The sequence below is a fragment of the Allokutzneria sp. A3M-2-11 16 genome (assembly GCF_024213555.1).
In the GTDB taxonomy this organism is placed as follows: domain Bacteria; phylum Actinomycetota; class Actinomycetes; order Mycobacteriales; family Pseudonocardiaceae; genus Allokutzneria.
This window is the reverse complement of record NZ_JANAVO010000004.1, coordinates 334,943-352,794: the sequence shown is the minus strand read 5'-3', so window position 1 is coordinate 352,794 and position 17,852 is coordinate 334,943. Positions and strand designations below refer to the sequence as shown.

General features: G+C 69.7%; 19 protein-coding genes. 13 read left to right on the top strand and 6 right to left on the bottom strand.

All coding sequences use genetic code 11. The annotated features are described in order from the left end of the window. The first annotated feature begins 10 nt into the window (after positions 1-10). The 3 genes from lxmK to NLX83_RS25560 are packed head-to-tail and all read left to right on the top strand — an operon-like array spanning position 11 to position 2,428. Positions 11-1,054, top strand: a complete 1,044-nt coding sequence (lxmK, locus tag NLX83_RS25570; RefSeq protein ID WP_254237701.1) for a class V lanthionine synthetase subunit LxmK — start codon at positions 11-13, stop codon at positions 1,052-1,054. Next, on the top strand, positions 1,051-1,947 hold the full coding sequence (locus NLX83_RS25565; RefSeq protein WP_254237700.1) for a T3SS effector HopA1 family protein: 897 nt from the start codon (positions 1,051-1,053) through the stop codon (positions 1,945-1,947). The genes lxmK and NLX83_RS25565 overlap by 4 nt, the downstream gene beginning before the upstream one ends. Before the next feature lie 37 nt (positions 1,948-1,984). Next, complete coding sequence (locus tag NLX83_RS25560) at positions 1,985-2,428, top strand: nuclear transport factor 2 family protein (RefSeq protein ID WP_254237699.1); 444 nt, start codon at positions 1,985-1,987, stop codon at positions 2,426-2,428. Here the strand turns inward: NLX83_RS25560 and NLX83_RS25555 are convergent. After that, positions 2,323-5,328, bottom strand: a complete 3,006-nt coding sequence (locus tag NLX83_RS25555; RefSeq protein WP_254237698.1) for a type 2 lanthipeptide synthetase LanM family protein — start codon at positions 5,326-5,328, stop codon at positions 2,323-2,325. The two genes, NLX83_RS25560 and NLX83_RS25555, sit on opposite strands and share 106 nt — an antisense overlap. A gap of 3 nt (positions 5,329-5,331) precedes the next feature. Beyond that, entirely contained in the window at positions 5,332-5,508 is a 177-nt protein-coding gene (locus tag NLX83_RS25550; RefSeq protein WP_254237697.1) for a hypothetical protein, read from the bottom strand. A gap of 333 nt (positions 5,509-5,841) precedes the next feature. Between NLX83_RS25550 and NLX83_RS25545 the strand changes: the two genes are divergently transcribed. The 6 genes from NLX83_RS25545 (at position 5,842) to argG (ending at position 10,762) form a co-directional block, all read left to right on the top strand. Beyond that, positions 5,842-6,654: a glycoside hydrolase family 16 protein gene (locus NLX83_RS25545; protein ID WP_254237696.1), complete on the top strand. Its 813-nt coding sequence runs from the start codon at positions 5,842-5,844 to the stop codon at positions 6,652-6,654. An 11-nt stretch (positions 6,655-6,665) separates the two neighbouring features. After that, positions 6,666-6,956 carry a hypothetical protein gene (locus tag NLX83_RS25540; RefSeq protein ID WP_254237695.1) on the top strand — a complete coding sequence of 97 codons (291 nt, stop codon included), beginning with the start codon at positions 6,666-6,668 and terminating at the stop codon, positions 6,954-6,956. Positions 6,957-7,012: 56 nt separating this feature from the next. Next, on the top strand, positions 7,013-7,405 hold the full coding sequence (locus NLX83_RS25535; RefSeq protein ID WP_254237694.1) for a VOC family protein: 393 nt from the start codon (positions 7,013-7,015) through the stop codon (positions 7,403-7,405). 273 nt (positions 7,406-7,678) lie between these two features. After that, complete coding sequence (locus NLX83_RS25530; protein ID WP_308209373.1) at positions 7,679-8,965, top strand: MFS transporter; 1,287 nt, start codon at positions 7,679-7,681, stop codon at positions 8,963-8,965. 77 nt (positions 8,966-9,042) lie between these two features. Continuing rightward, positions 9,043-9,231 (top strand): hypothetical protein, encoded by a 189-nt coding sequence (locus NLX83_RS25525; RefSeq protein ID WP_254237693.1) that lies wholly within the window; start codon positions 9,043-9,045, stop codon positions 9,229-9,231. Positions 9,232-9,313: 82 nt separating this feature from the next. Further along, a complete protein-coding gene (gene argG / locus NLX83_RS25520) occupies positions 9,314-10,762 on the top strand; it encodes an argininosuccinate synthase (protein WP_254237692.1) in 1,449 nt (482 codons plus the stop codon). A 5-nt stretch (positions 10,763-10,767) separates the two neighbouring features. Here argG and NLX83_RS25515 read toward each other — a convergent pair whose 3' ends face one another. Further along, complete coding sequence (locus tag NLX83_RS25515; protein WP_254237691.1) at positions 10,768-12,078, bottom strand: serine/threonine-protein kinase; 1,311 nt, start codon at positions 12,076-12,078, stop codon at positions 10,768-10,770. Positions 12,079-12,154: 76 nt separating this feature from the next. Between NLX83_RS25515 and NLX83_RS25510 the strand changes: the two genes are divergently transcribed. From NLX83_RS25510 to NLX83_RS25495, 4 genes are read left to right on the top strand one after another with little or no spacing between them, the layout of a single operon-like run. Then, positions 12,155-12,718: a hypothetical protein gene (locus NLX83_RS25510; RefSeq protein ID WP_254237690.1), complete on the top strand. Its 564-nt coding sequence runs from the start codon at positions 12,155-12,157 to the stop codon at positions 12,716-12,718. Next, positions 12,715-13,221 carry a DUF5987 family protein gene (locus NLX83_RS25505; RefSeq protein WP_254237689.1) on the top strand — a complete coding sequence of 169 codons (507 nt, stop codon included), beginning with the start codon at positions 12,715-12,717 and terminating at the stop codon, positions 13,219-13,221. The genes NLX83_RS25510 and NLX83_RS25505 overlap by 4 nt, the downstream gene beginning before the upstream one ends. After that, positions 13,218-14,723, top strand: a complete 1,506-nt coding sequence (locus NLX83_RS25500; RefSeq protein ID WP_254237688.1) for a GMC family oxidoreductase N-terminal domain-containing protein — start codon at positions 13,218-13,220, stop codon at positions 14,721-14,723. The genes NLX83_RS25505 and NLX83_RS25500 overlap by 4 nt, the downstream gene beginning before the upstream one ends. Positions 14,724-14,725: 2 nt before the next feature. After that, positions 14,726-15,553, top strand: a complete 828-nt coding sequence (locus NLX83_RS25495) for a hypothetical protein (protein WP_254237687.1) — start codon at positions 14,726-14,728, stop codon at positions 15,551-15,553. Positions 15,554-15,676: 123 nt separating this feature from the next. On the opposite strand, the gene NLX83_RS25490 is transcribed toward NLX83_RS25495, so the two are convergent. From NLX83_RS25490 to NLX83_RS25480, 3 genes are read right to left on the bottom strand one after another with little or no spacing between them, the layout of a single operon-like run. Then, entirely contained in the window at positions 15,677-16,411 is a 735-nt protein-coding gene (locus NLX83_RS25490; RefSeq protein ID WP_254237686.1) for a hypothetical protein, read from the bottom strand. 9 nt (positions 16,412-16,420) lie between these two features. Then, the gene (locus tag NLX83_RS25485; RefSeq protein WP_254237845.1) at positions 16,421-17,239 is read right to left on the bottom strand and encodes an MBL fold metallo-hydrolase; all 819 of its coding nucleotides are present in this window, start codon (positions 17,237-17,239) and stop codon (positions 16,421-16,423) included. Positions 17,240-17,244: 5 nt separating this feature from the next. Next, positions 17,245-17,823 carry a TetR/AcrR family transcriptional regulator gene (locus NLX83_RS25480; RefSeq protein ID WP_254237685.1) on the bottom strand — a complete coding sequence of 193 codons (579 nt, stop codon included), beginning with the start codon at positions 17,821-17,823 and terminating at the stop codon, positions 17,245-17,247. Between the last annotated feature and the right edge of the window lie 29 nt (positions 17,824-17,852).

The window sequence follows — 17,852 nt, the reverse complement described above, 5'->3', positions numbered from 1 at the left end:
GGGGGGAATCATGAACTCGTCCGTAAAAATGCGGACGCCGAACCCGGTGATCGCCGAGCCGGTCACCCGCGAGCTGTTCGACCGGCTCGGGCTGGGTGAGGCGGTGGACGACGGCGCGGTGTCGTTCCCGGGCCGCAACGACAACTGGGCCGGGCCGACGACCAGCGGCGCGGAGGTCTTCGTCAAGCGGACCTCGGAGGGCGGGATGCACCGGGCGGTGGCCTTCGAGCTGTTCGCGTCGGGGCACGCGCCGAAGCACCTGCGCACGCCGAGCTGCCTGGGCTGGGACGAGGGCGCGGGCCTGCACGTCACGCGGCTGCTGCGGGACTGCGTCCCCGGCGACGAACTGGCCGACGACGGGCGCTTCGGCAGCGCCGCCGCGGAAGCGACGGGGCTGGCGATCGGTGAACTGCACGGGTGGGCGCCGACGCCGGAAGTCGTTGCGCACGAGGAGGTTCCGATCCTCGGCAGTATCGTGCGGCTCTTCGACGGACTTCCCCTGCCGGTGTACTTGGAGGCGACGGGGGCGGAGCTGGAGGTGTGGCGGCTGGTCCGGCACGACCGGCCGCTGCGCGCCGCGTTGGACGCGTTGGCAGGACAGGATTCGGTGGTCGTGCTCCGGCCGGTGCACGGAGACCTGCGCCTGGACCAGCTCCAGGTCGCCGGGGACACCGTGTACCTCACCGACTGGGAGGAGTTCGGGCTCGCCGACCCGGCGGTGGACGTAGGCGCCTTCGTCGGCCAGTGGCTGTTGCGCGCGGTGCTCGGGATCACCGGGCCGGACCGGCAGGTGGCCGAGACTTCCTTGTCGCACAACGACATCATCCAGCGGACGCGTGAGGTCCGCCCGGTCGTCAACGCGTTCTGGGCGGGCTACCGCGCCGCGAGGGGCGAGGTCGAGGACGGGCTCGCCGAGCGCGCGACCGCGTTCGCGGGGTGGCACGTGTTCGACCGCGTGACCGCGGCGGGGCAGCCCGCGGGGGCGGGTATCGGCCGCAAACTCCTGCTGGACCCGGATCGCTTCGTTGAGGTCATCGGTCTGGGGACGGCATGACCGGTGAGCTGGCGCCTGAATTGGCTGCGGTGCTCGACAAGATCTCGGTGGACCATGATGCGCTGACCGCGTCGGTGGCGGGCCGTTCGGTGACCGCCGACAGCCGCGCGGAGTTGCGCTCGCGGCTGCGCCACGCGATCTACGAGGTGTTCCACCAGGGAAGGCCGCCGGAGGACGACGACACGCCGGTGTCGTTGCGGGATTCGGCGCTGGAGCGGGATTTCGCCGAGGCGATCCCGTACCAGGAGACGCTGGATGAGGCGGTTGTGCTCAAGCTGAGCGAGGAATCCGCGCTCGTGGAGCTCACCGGCATCGCGGTCAGGGTTCCGCGTTCGGTGTTGCGCGGCACCGGGAAGCGGGTCGCGCTCGGACTGCCGCCGGGCAGGCCCGCGCTCTCGCCGGGATTCTTCCTGGCGTACGGATCACGCGGAACGGGACCGGAACCGCAGGTCCTGCGGGTTTACGGGCACCTGAAGGACCCGCTGTCCGCAGTGGACGTGTGGCGGGTTGCGTTGGGGCACTTGGAAACCCGCAACCTCCATTACTACGCCAAGGTCTTGAGCGTTCCCGCGCTCTACCCGCGCCATGACGCACTTGTGGTGTACCTGCCCGGAAATGCTTGGGGGAGCGCGGAATCCCTCGCCGAGCGGCTCCGTGCGCATCCCGGGCTGGGCGAGTCGACCTCGCCGTTCACCCAACAGTTGGCGCCGGGTGTGGCCGCGGCGTGGGAACAACCGCGGCCTGCGGAGGGCAGGCGGTTGAGCTTCGGCGAGCACCGCGCGCAGGCCGTGGCCGACGGGCTGCTCAGCCTGGGATCGAGTACCGCGGACCAGGTCGCGTTGGCGTGCTGGCAGGCTGGTTTCGATCCGCTGACCCCCTGTGGCGAACGCTGAGAACTGATTGTCGGTGGGCGGTTGTAGCTTGCCGGGCATGGATGAGACGGACCGGACGCGGCAGGTCGTCCAGCGGTATGTCACCAGCGCCGAGGCGCGGGACTGGGATGCCCTCGGCGGCCTGCTGCACGAGGACGTGCTGTACGAGATGCCGCAGACGCGCGAGCGAATCCGGGGAAGGGCGGGGTTGCTGCGCTTCAACGTGGAGTACCCCGGCGACTGGCACCTGCTCACCCGGCGAATCGTGGCCGATGGCCGGACCGCCGCGGCGTGGATCGACGCGCGCGTCGGCGAGGAACGCATGGACGCCTGTGTGTGGTTCGAGCTGGATGAGGACGGGTTGATCAGCCGTATCACCGATTATTGGCCCGAGCCCTACGAACCACCGGCAGGTCGGGAGCACTTGGTCGAGAGGTTCGGTGGTTCGAGCGCGAGGACCGAGGGCACCGTCTCGGGTTCGAGCAGGCGCAGCAAGCCGTAGCCGATTCCGGCGAGGCCGGTGAACAGGCCCGTGCCGACCAGGTTCGGGTGCAGGCCACAGCGCCATCCGTGCTCGTCGACTCCGTCCAGCACACCCGCGGCGTGCCGATGAATGACCTCGGTGTCTCCGCGCGCGGAGAGCAGGAGGAAGTCGAGATTGCCGAGATCACCGTGGCACAGCGAATGATCACTGCCGAACCCGGAGCGCAGCGTGACCGCCGTGGCGGTGTTCAGGTCGTCACGCCACGCCGGTTCGTCGACGACGTCGAGGACGATGTGCCGGGCGATGCCGATTCCGGGCGCGCCGTGGCACCACGTGACGGAGCGCCCGGACTCCAGTGTGACAACGAGATCGGTGCCGACATCGCGGCGCACATCCCTCCAGTCACCGGCCTCCGCGTCGAACAGGTGCGCCTCATAGGCCAAGCCAGCGCGCATCGCGGCCTCATAACGCGCATCGCCGAGCACATCGGCAGCGACAGCCAAGGCGGCTGCGATGCCGGAGGTTCCGTGGGCGAACCCGCCGAGTGGTTGCGTGGCCACGCCCAGCTCGCCGATCAGGGCGGACGTCCAGGCGGCTCCAACCGCACTCGGGCGTTGCGCTGAAACGAGCCGGTCAGCCGCTGCGGCGATCGCGTCCCGCACAACGCCTTCCGGCCGCACACGGTGCAATGCGGCGAGCCCGAAGATCGCGCCTGCGGCTCCGCTCAGGACATCGAACTGCTCGTCGGAGGCGACGTTCGTGCGAAGCCACTCCGTCAGCTCAACGGCGTGATCGAGCAGATCTTGGCTCGGTAGAAGGGAATGCAGCTGGGCGAGCCCGTAGACGATGCCTCCGGCGCCCTGCAACCCCACCCCTGTGCTGTTCGCCGAGCGGGAAACCTGGCGAACGGCGGCGCGAGCAGCTGCGGCGGCCAAGCGCAGGGACTCCGCTGAACCGCGCACTGTGCCGTGCTGCGCGAGGAACGTGGCGATCCCGGTCAGGCCGTCGTAGAACCCGTTGCCGAGGAGGCCGACCGAGTAGTTGCCGCTGCGGCCGGTCGAACAGCCCAGCCACACCGCCTCGTCATCGGCGCTGATCGCCAGCGCGGCGACCCGCTCCGCGATCGCGTCCGCCGCGTCGGCGAGCCGGGTTCGGTCGACGGGATGCGCGGCGGGGGCTGATTCGTGTCGTTGGTGTGCGACAGTCAGTTCCGAGCGGATCGTCTCGGACGTGACCGCCGTGCGGATCAGCCAGGTCTGCAACTCCAGATCGTCGGGCCCCAGCCGGTCGAGCACCTCGTGCGCGATGTCCATGCCGGGCCGCACGGTCACCCCGCGCAGCGGATCGCCGTCCGCGGCGCGGACCGGACCGCCGCTGACGCCCACGGTGAACAGCGGAATGTCATTGCGCCACAAGTCTTTCCGTTCGGCTTCGACGAACGCGGCCAAGCCCGGTCGCCGGGCGATGTCGCGGTGGAGCCGATCGAAGTGCCGCTCCCGGTCCTCCGTGCCGCACAACAGGCCCGGGTGGAAGGAGGTGGACAGCAACAACCCGTAGACCGTCGTGTCCCGCACGATGCAGCGAACGCGGTCGGCCGAGAACGCGGCGAGCGGGCCGTCCGCGGCGGCCAGTTCGGCACGGTGATCGACGAAAACCCTGTAGGCATCGGTGAAACCTGCCTCGATGTCGTGCAGGTGATCGATGGGGCGCCACCGGGCTTCCGGGCGCTGCACGATCTTCTTGTTCCGCGTGGAGATCTCGATGCGCATCCGGTCGGTGCCCGCGTCCACGATGGCCGCCTGGGGTAGCCCAGAGCCCGGCTTCGGCGCCACCGCAGACGATCCGAGCCCGGCCGGATCCATCGCGTCGGCCGGGCGGGCGCCGGTCGGCAGCAGCCCGCTGAACAGGACGGAGCCCTCGCACATCGCGGCCGCGGCCATCTCCGCCGCCGAGCTGGAGCCGGAGCGCAGCGAGGTGATGTGCGGCTGGAAGACCGTTTCGAGGTCGATCAGGTACGGGTGTTCCCCGGCGACGATCATGTTCTCGACGTGGCAGTCCCCGGCGTGCACGAGGTGGAGGACGGCCATCAGGCCGCCGTACCGCCGGAAAAGGCGCTTCGCGGGTTCGCCGGGCGCGCAGTCGGCGGCCTCGACGAACTCCGCCCAGCCGTGCGAGCCCCGGTCCAGGCAGCGGATCGTCGGCAGCGCCGGACCGTCGAGGCGTTCGTCGAGCCAGTCCACCAGCGCCCGGAAATGCACGTCGGTGGCCAGCGACCTGGGTTTGTACACGCAGCCGAGACCGCTCTCGAAGCGCACCGAGCAGACGGTGCGACCCCCGCCGTGCGGATCGCCGAGTCCCATGTGGACGGTGGAGACGGCGCCCGGATCGGTTCCCCCGGCGAAGTGCTCGACCAGCGCGGGGAGGTCGTCGGCCAGCCGCTCGGAGAACTCGGCGGCCTGGTCCAGCCAGAGCCTGGCGACCACCGCGAACTGCTTGGCCAGCACGGGGTGGCGGGCCAGCACCGCTCGGCGGTTGTCCGGTTCGGACAGCCAGTCGAGGAAGGATTCGAAGCGGACCTCGCCGCTGTCCCCGGCGAGCAGGTCGTGATCGCGGGCGTGCGCCAGCTCGACCAGGCAGGTGCGCTGCGCCATGCCGTTGAGCCGCCGGGCCAGGTCGGGCAGGAGCAGCCGGGCCCACTGCCGAGGGGCGGGCAGCCGGTGCGCGTGCGGCCCGGCGGTGCGCCACGGCACGGCGAGCCGTTCGTGCGCCCAGGCCACGAGCGGCTCGGCGAGGGTGGCGAACGGTGTGGCCCGCCGGTCGGTCAGGCGCTGACCGAGAGCGCGGTAGCGATCCTCGGAGTCGATCACGGACGGCTCGTCCCACGACGGCGCGCCACCGCGCTCTCGAACGTCGAACATCTGTCAGAAATCGGCGAGCGAGCAGCAGCCGATGGGCATCATGGAACGAATGCTGGGAAAGGTGAAAGCGGCATCCACCGGCGCCCCGCCGTCCATGACGTCCAGTACGGACAGTTCAGCTTCCACATTTCCCGCCGCGGTCAGCCCGTCATTCGAAGGAGTGCACAGCTGAATAGGCATCCGGAACTCACCTCGCGTAATCACTTTTCGGATACTGCTGAATCAGCATGGCAGTGGCGGATCGGCGCGGGCAAGAACGCCGGCGGCAGCTGAACAAGTTTCACCATGGGCCTATTCGGCGCCCGCTTCCGGCGAAATCGGCGCGGAGCAGCAGGAATCGCCCCGGGGTGACCCGCCGCGATGGTGGTGTCGCCATTCGACATCTCGAAGTGCCTGCGGGTCGAATGACCCGCATTCGGGTCCGGGATTCGTCATTGACTGCGCGCCGAGGTGACCCTACCGTACTGCATCGATGTACTGGTAAATCGATGCACGGAATGTTGGGGAGGCTACATGCGACTTCAATGGCTCGCGAGCTGGGGGGCGGCGGTGCTGCTGGTGACCACCACGGTGGCCGCCGCCGCCGCGCCCGCCGTGGACACCGCCGCAGGCCGCTACGGCTGGGGGAACCCCCTTCCGCAGGGGTCCGACGAGTTCAACTACGGCTCGGCCCAGAGCCCCGCGGTGCCGGACGCGGCGAAGTGGAGCCTCGCCGGTGGCGGGGTCGGCAAGTGCTGGCCCGGCCACGCGGGCAACGGCAAGCGGTGCGAGGAGAACACGCGCGTCGTGGGCGGCGTGCTCCGGCAGACCGGGGAGAGCGGCGGCGACTCGGGATGGCTCGCCTCGAAGTTCGGCCAGCGCTACGGCCGGTGGGAGGCGCGGGTGCGCTCGCAGGCCACGAGCTCGGACAACGGCAGGCAGTACCACCCGCTGCTGATCCTGTGGCCGGACTCCAACAGGTGGCCGGAGGACGGCGAGTACGACTACCTGGAGAACAGCGCTCCCGGTGAGGCGTGCGCCGAGGCGTTCATCCACTACCCGCACAAGAAGGACGCCTCCGTGCAGCAGGAGCACGCCAAGAAGTGCGGCGTCGACCTGAGCAAGTGGCACAACATCGCCGTCGAATGGACGAAGGACCACGTGAAGGGTTTCGTGGACGGCGTCGAGTGGTTCCGTTTCTCCGGGGGCGCCAACAGCGTCCGCAAGTGCATTCAGTGCGCCCCGTCGATGCACCAGACCATTCAGCTGGACAACTTCCACGGCACGAACATGCAGTCGGCTGTCTATGAGGTCGACTGGACGCGCGTCTACGCCCTTCCGGCGTGAAACGAGGAAAAATGTCTGTCAGGATCGTTCTGTCCCTTGTTCTCGCGGCCGCCGCCGCGTTGACCGCGCCCGCCCCGGCGAGCGCTCTGCCGTGCGGGATGATCAGGGCGCACGGCCCGCACAACCACCTGCACTGGAACAACTGCGGCCCTGGTGTGCAGCGGATCGAGATCCACTCGGCCTTCCAGATGCGCAAGGTCGTGTGGTGCGTCGGCCCTGGTCTGCGTGACCTCTCCGGGGCCTTCGGCGGGCGTCAGCAACCCGTGTACGCCAAGCTGCTCCCTCCTGGTCCCCCCTGCTGAGCCACGCCGGTCCCGCGCCTCCCCAGCGGCGCGGGACCGGTGGCTACGCTCGGGCGATGCCCCGACGATTCCAGGTGGTCGTCGACTGCCGTGATCCCGATCGGATGGCCGGGTTCTGGGCGGTCGCACTGGACTACGAAGTGCAGGCCCCGCCGGGGGAGTGGTCGACGTGGGACGACTACCAGGTCAGGTTCCCGGAGGCGGAGCGGGTCGGCTTCGCCGCGATCACGGACCCGGTGGGCGACGGGCGGATCTGCTTCCTCGCCGTGCCCGAGGAGAAGCGGGTCAAGAACCGCCTGCACCTGGACGTCAGCGCCCCGGACGGGGTCGACGCGCTCGTCGCCCGGCTGTCTTCGCTGGGCGGCACGGTGCTGAGAGTGGGCCGGGAACGCGGCCAGTACTTCGTCGCCATGACCGACGTCGAGGGCAACGAGTTCTGCGTGCACTAAGGCCCGTCCTGCGCGCACACCACCACCCATGCTCGCCCTGGACCATCAACGGGCCCGCCCCACCTCGCACCCACCCTCATCCCGCGCTGAGGTCGCTGAAGAACCCGTTTCGTACTCTTGCCGGGATTTGGGAGCGCTCTTTTTCCCGTTATGAGTACGAAACGGGGTTACCTAGGTTGCGGCCGCCGGAGGGTTGGGTGCGGGGGCGGTCGGGGAGCATGGGCACAGTTTACGTGGTGTGGGGCGAACGGACGAACCACCTGGGGGATAGAAGTGGATCACGATCTGGCCAGCGGAGTGCGGCGGGCGAGCTTGCGATTGCTGCCGTTCATGGCCGTCCTGTTCTTCGTGAACTACCTGGACCGCGTGAACGTCGGTATCGCCGCGGTGCGGATGAACGCCGATCTTGGCTTCAGCACAACGGTTTTCGGGCTCGGCGCGGGCCTGCTGTTCGTCGGGTACACGGTGTTCGAGCTGCCCAGCAACCTCGTGCTCCGCAGGCTGGGCGCCCGGCGGTGGATCGCGATCATCACGGTCAGCTGGGGGCTGTGCGCGGCCGGGACCGCGTTCGTCCAGGGGGAGACGGACTTCTACCTGCTGCGCTTCCTGCTCGGCGCCTGCGAAGCGGGTTTCCTGCCGGGCATGATCTTCTACCTCACCCAGTGGTTCCCCAGCGCGCGGCGGGCCCAGATCACCGCCCTGTTCATGGTCGCCGTCCCGGTGACCGTGGCCGTGGGGACCCCGCTGTCCACGCTGCTGATGAACCTCGACGTCCCGGAACTGGCCGGGTGGCGCTTCATGTTCCTCGCCGAGGGCGCGCCCGCGATCCTGCTCGGGTTCCTGGTGCCGAAGCTCCTGCCGGACGGCCCGGAACAGGCGAGTTGGCTCCCTGACAAGGAGAGGTCGGCGATCCGGGAGACGCTGGCCAACGAGGCCGGTGCTGTCGTCAGCCACGGCAACAGCACGCTGGGTGCGGCGCTGCGTGACGTGCGGCTGTACGTCGTCGCGCTGATCGGGTTCGGAATCAGCGGCGGCCTGTACGCGCTCACCTACTTCCTGCCGCAGATCATCGCGGGCTTCCGCGAGACCTACGGCGTGCAGCTCTCGATCACCGAGATCGGCCTCGTCACCGCCGTGCCCTCCGGCCTCGCCGCGGTCTCGATGTGGTTGTACGCGCGACGATCCGACCGGCTCGGCGAGCGCATCCGGCACATCGCGCTGCCGCTGGTCCCGGCGGCGCTGGCGCTCGGCATCGCGTTGTACCTGACGTCACCGCTGCTGGTGATGGTCGCCATCACGATCACCACGGTCGGCGCGTTCGTGACGCTGCCCGTGTGGTGGCAGCTGCCCGGCGCGCTGCTGACCGGTCCGGCCGCGGCGGGCGGCATCGCCGTGATCGCGGCGCTGGCGAACCTCTCCGGCTTCCTCGCCCCGTACCTGACCGGCTGGCTGCGGGACCTCACCGGCGACTACCGGCTGGGCATGCTCGTGGTCGCCGGTTTCATGGTCATCGCCGCCGTCGCCACCCTCGTTCTCGGTCGCGACCCGGCCTTCCGGTAGCGCGGAGGTCATTTCACCGCGATTTCAGCGCGGTCTGTGACGCTTCCCCCTCGACCGCGGGGAGGAGAGCGGCAGTGGTGAGGAAAGCCTTGGTGCACATCGGGATCGGCCTGCTGGCCGCCCTGGTGACCGGTGTCGCTGCCCTCGTTGTCGAAGCGTTGTTCCTGGGGCGGAAGAAGCAGGATGGTGTCACCGATGTGGTGATGCGGCGGCCCCAGGACGCGCAGGCGCTTCGCGTCGGCCTGTTCGTGGTCGGCTGCGGTTAGCGGGTAGCGGGTAGCTCACCGTGCGCGACCTCACGGGGTAATGCGTTGCATGACCATGCGGTGGTGTGCATATACTTCACCCGTGTCCAAGGTGCTTACCTCCCTTCCTGTCGGTGAACGTGTCGGTATCGCCTTCTCCGGCGGCCTCGACACGTCGGTTGCTGTCGCGTGGATGCGCGAGAAGGGCGCGGTGCCCTGCACCTACACCGCAGACATCGGCCAGTACGACGAGCCCGACATCGCCTCGGTCCCCGGGCGCGCCACGGCCTACGGCGCGGAGATCGCCCGCCTGGTCGACTGCCGCGCGGCCCTGGTCGAGGAGGGCCTGGCGGCGCTGGCCTGCGGTGCCTTCCACATCCGCACCGGCGGTCGCACGTACTTCAACACCACGCCGCTGGGCCGCGCGGTCACCGGCACCCTGCTGGTGCGCGCGATGCTCGACGACAACGTGCAGATCTGGGGCGACGGCTCCACCTTCAAGGGCAACGACATCGAGCGGTTCTACCGCTACGGCCTGCTGGCCAACCCCTCGCTGCGGATCTACAAGCCGTGGCTGGACGCGGCGTTCGTCAGCGAGCTGGGCGGCCGCACCGAGATGTCGGAGTGGCTGGTCGCGCACGGACTGCCGTACCGGGACAGCACCGAGAAGGCGTACTCCACCGACGCCAACATCTGGGGCGCCACGCACGAGGCCAAGACCCTGGAGCACCTCGACACCGGCATCGAGATCGTCGAGCCGATCATGGGCGTGCGGTTCTGGGACCCGGCCGTGGAGATCGCCGCCGAGGACGTGACGATCGGCTTCGAGCAGGGCCGCCCCGCCACGATCAACGGCAAGACCTTCGGCTCGGCCGTGGACCTGGTGCTGGAGGCCAACGCCATCGGCGGCCGCCACGGCATGGGCATGTCCGACCAGATCGAGAACCGGATCATCGAGGCCAAGAGCCGCGGCATCTACGAGGCTCCGGGCATGGCGCTGCTGCACGCCGCCTACGAGCGGCTGGTCAACGCGATCCACAACGAGGACACCCTGGCCAGCTACCACAACGAGGGCCGCAAGCTCGGTCGGCTGATGTACGAGGGCCGCTGGCTGGACCCGCAGGCGCTGATGCTCAGGGAGTCGTTGCAGCGCTGGGTCGGCACCGCGGTCACCGGCGAGGTGACGCTGCGGCTGCGGCGCGGTGAGGACTACTCGATCCTCGACACCTCCGGGCCCGCGTTCAGCTACCACCCGGACAAGCTGTCGATGGAGCGCACCGAAGACTCCGCGTTCGGCCCGGTCGACCGGATCGGCCAGCTGACCATGCGCAACCTCGACATCGCCGACTCCCGGGCCAAGCTGGAGCAGTACGCCGGGCTCGGCATGGTCGGCAGGCAGCACCCGACGCTGATCGGGGCCGCGCAGGCGGCCTCGACCGGGCTGATCGGCGCGATGCCCGAGGGCGGCGCCGAGGTCATCGCCTCCCGCGGCGAGGCCCCCGAGGACGAGCTGCTGCTGGACAACGCCGCCATGGAGGCGGGCACCGACTGAAGGCGTCAGGACCTGGGCCGCGACGATCTCCTCGCGGCCCAGGCCAGTACCGCGGCGGCGAGCACGATCCCGCTGACCGTCAGGACCGCGGTCTGCGTCGGCTTCGCCCCGTACTCGTAGGTGAACAACACGACGTAGGCCACCCCGTGGAAGGCGTAGACGGTGGCCGCGCCGCCGATGAGAAGCCCGGCGAGGCGGACCGGGATCGGCAGGAACCGCGTGAGTTCGGCGCACACCAGGCCCGCGACGAGCACGACGACGAGCTGGAACGCGGTCGTGACGAAGCTGCCGTGGTAGCCGGCCGGATCCAGCGTGAAGTACTGCCAGCCGTCCTCGCCGTATTCGAGGTCGGAGTACCAGAGACCCACGACGGCGAGGGCGGCGACGAGCGCCATCAGCATCCCGGAGGCGGCGGTGGGCAGCCGCTTCCGCCACGTCGCCGGGCCCGGCTTCGGCGTCGGGCTCTGTTTCGGGCTCTGTTTCGTGAGGATCTTGGTGTCGTCCGTGTCGCCGATCATGGCCATCGCCTCGGGGACGGTCGGCCGCGTGTCCGGGTCCTTGTCCAGCAACCGGGTGATGAGCTCCGTCAGCCCCCCGGCGCGGCTCGGCGCGGGGACCTCGCCCAGCAGGAGCGCGGCCAGCGTGGCCTCCGGGGAGTCGCGGCGGAACGGCGAGACTCCCTCGACGGCCTGGTAGAGGGCCACGCCGACGGAGAACAGGTCGCTGGCGGGCAGCCCGTCGGTGCGCAACCGCTCGGGCGCGAGGTACTCCAGTGAACCGATGAACATCCCGGTCGCGGTCAACGCGGTGTCGGAGTGGTGGACCGCCGTCCCGAAGTCGGTGAGCAGCACCCTGCCGGAATCGGTGAGCATGACGTTGGCCGGTTTGATGTCGCGGTGCACCAGGCCTTCCCGGTGCGCCGCCTCGACCGCGCTCAGCAGCGCCTTGGCGAGCTTCGCCGCCATGTCCGTCGACAGTGGACCGTGCGCCGCGACGTGCTCGGCGAGCGTACGGCCCTGGACCAGCTCCATGACGATCCAGGGTCGGTCGTCGTCGGTGACGGCGTCGTAGATCGCGACGATGTTCTCGTGGTTGCGCAGGCGGGCGGCGTTGCGGGCCTCGCGCACGGCGCGCGCGAGCCGCTCGTCCTGCTCCACCTGGGACAACCCCGACGGCATGCGCATCTCCTTGATCGCCACGTCGACGCCGAGGGTCTCGTCGTGCGCGCGCCAGACCCGCCCGAAGCCGCCCGAGCCCAGCTCGGCGACCAGCCGGTAGCGCCCGCCCACCACGTGACCAGTACCGATCGACGTCACGTCCACCCCTCTGTTGTTCCGCTCCGCGTTCCGCCGGGTTCGCTCCCGGGTCTCAAGACTGTCTCACGCCGGGTTCGTGGCGGCGATCTCCGTGGTGGGCTGCTGGTCGACCCACCAGGAGGCCACCGTGCGCGTGCTCGTCGCCCTGCTGACCCTGCCCTTCACCGTGCTGCCCGCCCCGTACCACGACCCGGCGTTCGGTTCCGCGTGCGAGTTCCTGAGCTTCGGTGAGGGGGAGCGCCCGCCGTGGCACGTGATCATGCGTGATCCGCTGTGCGTGGAGTACGCCAAGCAGGACATCACCTTCGACAACGGTGGTGCGGCGCGGTTCCTGCTCGCGGAGCCGATGCGCATCGCCGTCGCGGTGCCCGCCTGCCGCTACTGGCAACGTGATCACTGGAGCGTGCAGGTCAGCCGGGGTGAGCCGCCGTTGGTCGCCTGGGACGGCAGCTACTGGTTCGACAAGCGGTCCGGCCGGGCCGCCGCGCGCGTGCGGAACTTCCGCATCGGCGGTGAACCGACCACTGTGGACGGTGCCGTGTCCGCGGTCCGCGGGTACTCGCCGGAGCTGGCCGACGCCCTGATCCGGCTCGACGCCGGGATCAGCATTCCCTTGCCGCCCAGCCTGTTCTGCCGATGATCTCCCGCAGGAGCCTGCTCGGCCTGGCCCTGGTCGCCCCGCTCGGCCGTTCCTCGGGTGCCCTGGAGGCTTTCGCCGACACGATCGTCCCCGGGGCGACGCGGGCGGGGGCGATGACCGTGCTGCGGCTACCTTCGCTTGGTCTCGCGCTGCTTCTGCCCGGCATGGCCGCGCTCCTCGACACGCGCGCCGTGCTGTCGGCAGGTCGGCCGTTGGCCGCGCTGAATCCCGCTGAGCGAGCCGCTCTTGTCGACGAACTGTTGCGGAGCGGCGGGCTCGACCGGGAGGTCTACGTGCTGCTGGCGTTGCTGTGTGCGTCGGCGTTCGATTGCGCTGCGCACCTCAACACCGCGCAGGCCGCGCGGAGCGGTCATCCCGGGCTTCGTCACCTGCGGTTTCCCATGCCGGACGCGGACGGCCTCTGGCGCTTTCCGGAGTACTCCTACGGGCGTCGGCTCGCTCCGAGCCACCCTCAGACCACGGCTGCCGGGAGCCCGCCATGACCTTCGAGAAGGCCGACGTGGTCGTGGTCGGCAGCGGATTCGGTGGTGCGGTCCCGGCTTACTACTGCGCGGCGTCCGGGGCGAAAGTCGTTGTCCTGGAACGAGGTCCTCGGCTGACCCGGTTCCCGCACTCCCTGCGACTGGGAGAGTTCACCCGTGCTGTCGATCTTGTGGTGGGTGACGGGGTCGCCGCGGTGACGGGCAACTGCGTCGGCGGGTCGAGCGTTGTCTACTTCGGAGCGTCGTTGCGCGCGCCGAGCTTCGTGTTCGAGCGTCGTTGCGGCACAGGGCGACGAGTCTGGCCGCGCGCGATCAGCCGGGCATCGCTTGATCCGTGGTACGCGCGTGTCGAACAGGCGCTTCCGGTGGAAGTTCCGCAGTGGTCGCAGATCGCTTACTCGGGCGGTGTTTTCGCCGCCGCGTGCTCGCGTGCTGGGCGCACGTGCAATCCGGTTCCGTTGGCGGTGGACTTGAAGCGCTGCGTGAACTGCAACTGGATGCTCGCCGGCTGCGACTTCGACGCGAAGCGGTCCATGCTGCTGAACTACCTGCCCGCCGCTGAGGCCGCGGGCGCGGAGATCCGGCCGTTGCACGAGGTGCAGACGCTGACGCGGGGTGATCGCTATGTGGTGAGCTACACCGTGATCGACCCCGATGACTACCGCAAGGTCGTCGGTATCGGTGCGATCGAGGCGAAGACCGTCGTGCTCGCGGCCGGAGCCGTTGCCACACCGCCGATCCTGCAACGCTCCGCGCTCGACGTGCCGGGCGCGGTGGGGAAGTACTTCTCCGGCAACGGGGATCGGGTCAGCATCGCCGTGGTGGACGACAAGAAGCTCGGCATGCCGTACGAGGGTTTCGCGGTCGGGCGGCCGATCAACACGATGAGCTTCGACCGGCTCGATCCGGTTCAGCCCGAGTACGAGCGGTTTTCCTTGCAGCAGATCTATTTCCCGGCGATCACCAATGTGCTGGCCGACACGGGGTTCGGCGATTCGGCGCGGGACGCGCGGGCGAAGTGGGCGTCGTGGTTGTCGGTGCTCGCGATGACCGAGGACGACAACGAAGGCGTCTTCGGGCCGCCCGCGCCGTCCGGCAGCGGACTGCGGCTGGCGTTGTCCGTCGTGCGGTCTTCCTTGCGCTACCGGCCTTCTTCGCGCACGCTTCGGGGTTGGGCCCTGGCTGACGACGAGGCCAAGGCGATCCTGGAGCGCGGCGGGTTGTCCACGGTGAAGCCCTGGCGCGACTTCGCGGGTTCGGTCACCGCGCATCCTTTGGCGAGCTGCCGGATCGGTGACGACCCGCGCACGTCCGCGCTCGACGACCGGCACGAGGTGCGCGGGCATCCCGGGCTGTTCGTCACCGACGGCTCCGCCGTGCCGACATCGTTGTGCGTCAACCCTTCGCTGACCATCGCCGCGCTCGCCGAGCGTGCGAGCCGCATCATTGTCGAGAGCACCGGGCGCCCCGCGCGGGACGTCCCGCTCCCCGGGAAGGGGTGATCATGTTCGGCCCGAAGTGGGACGGCAGGCCAGGGCGGCTCGAAGTCTGGTACACGACTTTCACCGATCCCGTCACCGGCACCGGTTTCTGGGTGCACGTCGAGGTGCTCGCGTCCCGCGACGGCGTGGCGCACGAACACGGGTGGATCGCCGTCTTCCCGCCCGACGCCGAGCCCGTGTTCGAGCGCTTCGGCCCCGTGCCCGCCGTCGTCGGCCGCGAGCCAGATCTCCTTGTCGGAAGCCAGTGGTCCCTGACCGCTGAGGACGACGGCAGCGCGCCGCTGTACACATTTCCGCGCTGGGCTTGGAAAACCGGCCTGCTCCCTGCTGCTCAGGTGGTTCCCCGCGTTCTCACCTGGTTCACCGGCACCGTCACCGTGGGCGGTCGCACGTGGGAACTCCGCGCGGCGCCCGGTGCGATCGCCCGGATCTACGGTCACGGCAACGCACACCGATGGGCGTGGTTGCACGCCGACCTCGGCGGTGGTGACGTGCTGGAGATCGTCGCCGCCGTCGCTCGCCGCCCCCGGCTCCGTCCGTTGCCCTTGGTTCAGCTTCGACTGTCCGGAGTGGACTGGCCGCGAAGGCCGCTGTTGTCCGCTTTTCGCTTCACCGCGCGCATCGAGCTTCCTGTGTGGACAGTGCGCGGTTTGGGGCTTGATGTCACGGTGACGCAGGACCCTTCGCGGTGTGTTCGCGTCGACTACACCGATCCCGACGGCGCTACCGCGGTCTGCGTGAACTCCGAGGCTGCAACGGCTGAGGTCGTGTTCCGGGGACGACGTTGGCTGGTGGACGGCCGCGCCCACGCCGAGGTCGGCCTGCGCTGAAACAACGTGAGATAGACTCCACCCCATGCGCTATCTCCCCTCATGTTCACTCAATCGTGGGTTGCAGTAGGGGAGAACCCCGTTTCGTACTCTTAGCGGGAAAGAGAGCGCTCCCAAATCCCGCTAAGAGTACGAAACGGGAAATGCGGCGAAGCGCGCGCCGTGGTTCAGCCGGTCGACGAGGGCCAGCACCGCCCGTCGCCCGCCGTGCGCCTCCGCCCACCGGTGCACCTGACAGGCAGCCTTGGCGTACATCTGCTCATCGGCGCTGGCGGCGCGCAACCACTCGTCCAGCGTCTGCGGCAGAGGCCCCTGTGCAGCGACGCGACAACGGTCCGCAACGTTGCGCGGCAACAGAAAACGCGGATCGTCGGAGACCAGGACGGCGAGTCCTTCGTCGAACCACTGCGGCACCTCGCCCGCTGAGCCCAGTCGCGCGTGGAGTTCGACATGGGACAGCTCGTGCGCGGCGATGGCGGGATCGATGCCGCGGGGCGACAACATCACCGCTTGGTTGCCCACCGCGACGCCCCGTTCCCCGCCGCCGCCGATCCGCCTGTAGCACTCGGGAGTGAGGCAGGCGAGCACGATCGGTTTGCTCTTGCGTCCTTCGTAGAAGTCGGTGACGCGCTGGTTCGCCTCGCGGTGCAACGCGACGAGTCGCTGTCGGTCGGCGTCCGACACGTCGCGTTCGGCGTAGAGCCCGTCCTCCACCGGGACCAGCCCGTAGCACCGAGGACAGGTGGTCGCGGCGATCGAGGGGAAAGCGAGGACCAGCGTCGCGCCGGAAGCCAGCGTCAAGACGGCCGCGACAGCGATGATCCACGCCCAGCGGCGCCGACGCGGTTCGGTGCTCATGCGACCGAACTATAGGTAGCGCCGCAGCTCGGCGTGGTCGTGCGCGGAGAAGATCTCGACCTCGTCGCCGTGCGCGGCGCGGAGTTCGCCCAGCCGTCGCTGGTTGGCCCTGCGTTTGGGACCGTCGACCTGCATCAGGTTCTGGAAGAACGCCAGCCCCGGCGTGGAGCGCGGGCGCACCGGATCGGTCTCGTCGTGGACCATGTACGCGTCGCCCGCGTGCAGCAACCACTTCTCGCCGGTGTCCACCGCGACGGCGGTGTGGCCGTGCGTGTGCCCGGCGAGCGGGACGAGCAGGATCTCCGGCGGCAGCCCGTTGAGCTCGCGCACCGCCTCGAAGCCGAACCACCGGTCACCGGCCTCGGCGTAGGTCTGCCAGTCCGGACCGTGCGCCCACTGCTTCCCTTGGTACCGGCGCTTTTCGGCTCCGGTGGGGTTGAGCGCCCGGTCGTGCTCGACCTGGTGCACGTGCACCTTCGCCCACGGGAAGTCGCGGAGGCCGCCCGCGTGGTCGACGTCGAGGTGGGTCAGCACGATGTGCCGCACGTCCTCGGGTTTGTGGCCGAGCCGCTCGACCTGCCGGACCGCGGTCTCCTCCGGGTCGAGCACGGGACGCGTCACGGTGCGGAACACGGTGCTGAGCGTGGCTTTCGGGTCCTGGACGTCGCCGAGGCCGAGGCCGGTGTCGACGAGCACCAGGCCCTCGTCGGTCTCCACGACCAGGCAGTGGCAGACCATCACCGCTGGCTTGAACAGGCCGCCCTCGCCGTGGACGAGGCGGTGGCTCGGCGGGTGCATCGTGCCGCAGTTGATGTGGTGCGCGCGCAGTCCGGTCATGCCGTGGTCTCCTCGATCATGGTGGCGATCCTGGCCGCGACGCGGCGCAGGGGAGTGATGTCGCGCTGGACCCTGGCCAGCAGCAGCGCGCCCTCGATGGCGGAGACCGCGAAGGTGGCCAGCTCCGCGGCGGCGGCCTCGTCCGCGCCGTCCGCGCGCAGGCGTTCGGCGATCAGCTCGATCCAGGACCGGTAGCCCTCGGCGCACGCCTCGCGGATCGCGTCGCTGCCCGCCGCCGCTTCGAGCGCCACGGTGGCGATCGGGCAGCCGTCCCGGAACTCGGAGTGCTCCAGCAGCCCGCCGAGCAGGTCGGCCGAGGCGCGCAGGGCGGAGGCGGTGTCCGGCGTGCTCTGGATGAGCAGGTCGACGGCGCCGCGCAGCTCGGTCGCGGAGAGCTGGACCGCCTCCACCGCCAGCTGTTCCTTGCCGCCGGGGAAGTGGAAGTACAGCGAGCCCTTGGGGGCGGCGCCCTCGTCGAGGATCTGGTTGAGGCCGGTCGCGTGGTAGCCCTGCCGCCGGAACAGGGTCCGTGCGGTCTCCAGGATGCGCCGCCTTGTCACGCCGCGGGGTGCCATGCGATAACTATATAGACTGGTCTAGTAAG

Coding starts and splice junctions, on each gene's coding strand:
- lxmK (WP_254237701.1), top strand. CDS start 11: ATGAACTCGTCCGTAAAAATGCGGACGCCGAACCCGGTGATCGCCGAG.
- NLX83_RS25565 (WP_254237700.1), top strand. CDS start 1,051: ATGACCGGTGAGCTGGCGCCTGAATTGGCTGCGGTGCTCGACAAGATC.
- NLX83_RS25560 (WP_254237699.1), top strand. CDS start 1,985: ATGGATGAGACGGACCGGACGCGGCAGGTCGTCCAGCGGTATGTCACC.
- NLX83_RS25555 (WP_254237698.1), bottom strand. CDS start 5,328: ATGTTCGACGTTCGAGAGCGCGGTGGCGCGCCGTCGTGGGACGAGCCG.
- NLX83_RS25550 (WP_254237697.1), bottom strand. CDS start 5,508: ATGCCTATTCAGCTGTGCACTCCTTCGAATGACGGGCTGACCGCGGCG.
- NLX83_RS25545 (WP_254237696.1), top strand. CDS start 5,842: ATGCGACTTCAATGGCTCGCGAGCTGGGGGGCGGCGGTGCTGCTGGTG.
- NLX83_RS25540 (WP_254237695.1), top strand. CDS start 6,666: ATGTCTGTCAGGATCGTTCTGTCCCTTGTTCTCGCGGCCGCCGCCGCG.
- NLX83_RS25535 (WP_254237694.1), top strand. CDS start 7,013: ATGCCCCGACGATTCCAGGTGGTCGTCGACTGCCGTGATCCCGATCGG.
- NLX83_RS25505 (WP_254237689.1), top strand. CDS start 12,715: ATGATCTCCCGCAGGAGCCTGCTCGGCCTGGCCCTGGTCGCCCCGCTC.
- NLX83_RS25500 (WP_254237688.1), top strand. CDS start 13,218: ATGACCTTCGAGAAGGCCGACGTGGTCGTGGTCGGCAGCGGATTCGGT.
- NLX83_RS25495 (WP_254237687.1), top strand. CDS start 14,726: ATGTTCGGCCCGAAGTGGGACGGCAGGCCAGGGCGGCTCGAAGTCTGG.
- NLX83_RS25490 (WP_254237686.1), bottom strand. CDS start 16,411: ATGAGCACCGAACCGCGTCGGCGCCGCTGGGCGTGGATCATCGCTGTC.
- NLX83_RS25480 (WP_254237685.1), bottom strand. CDS start 17,823: ATGGCACCCCGCGGCGTGACAAGGCGGCGCATCCTGGAGACCGCACGG.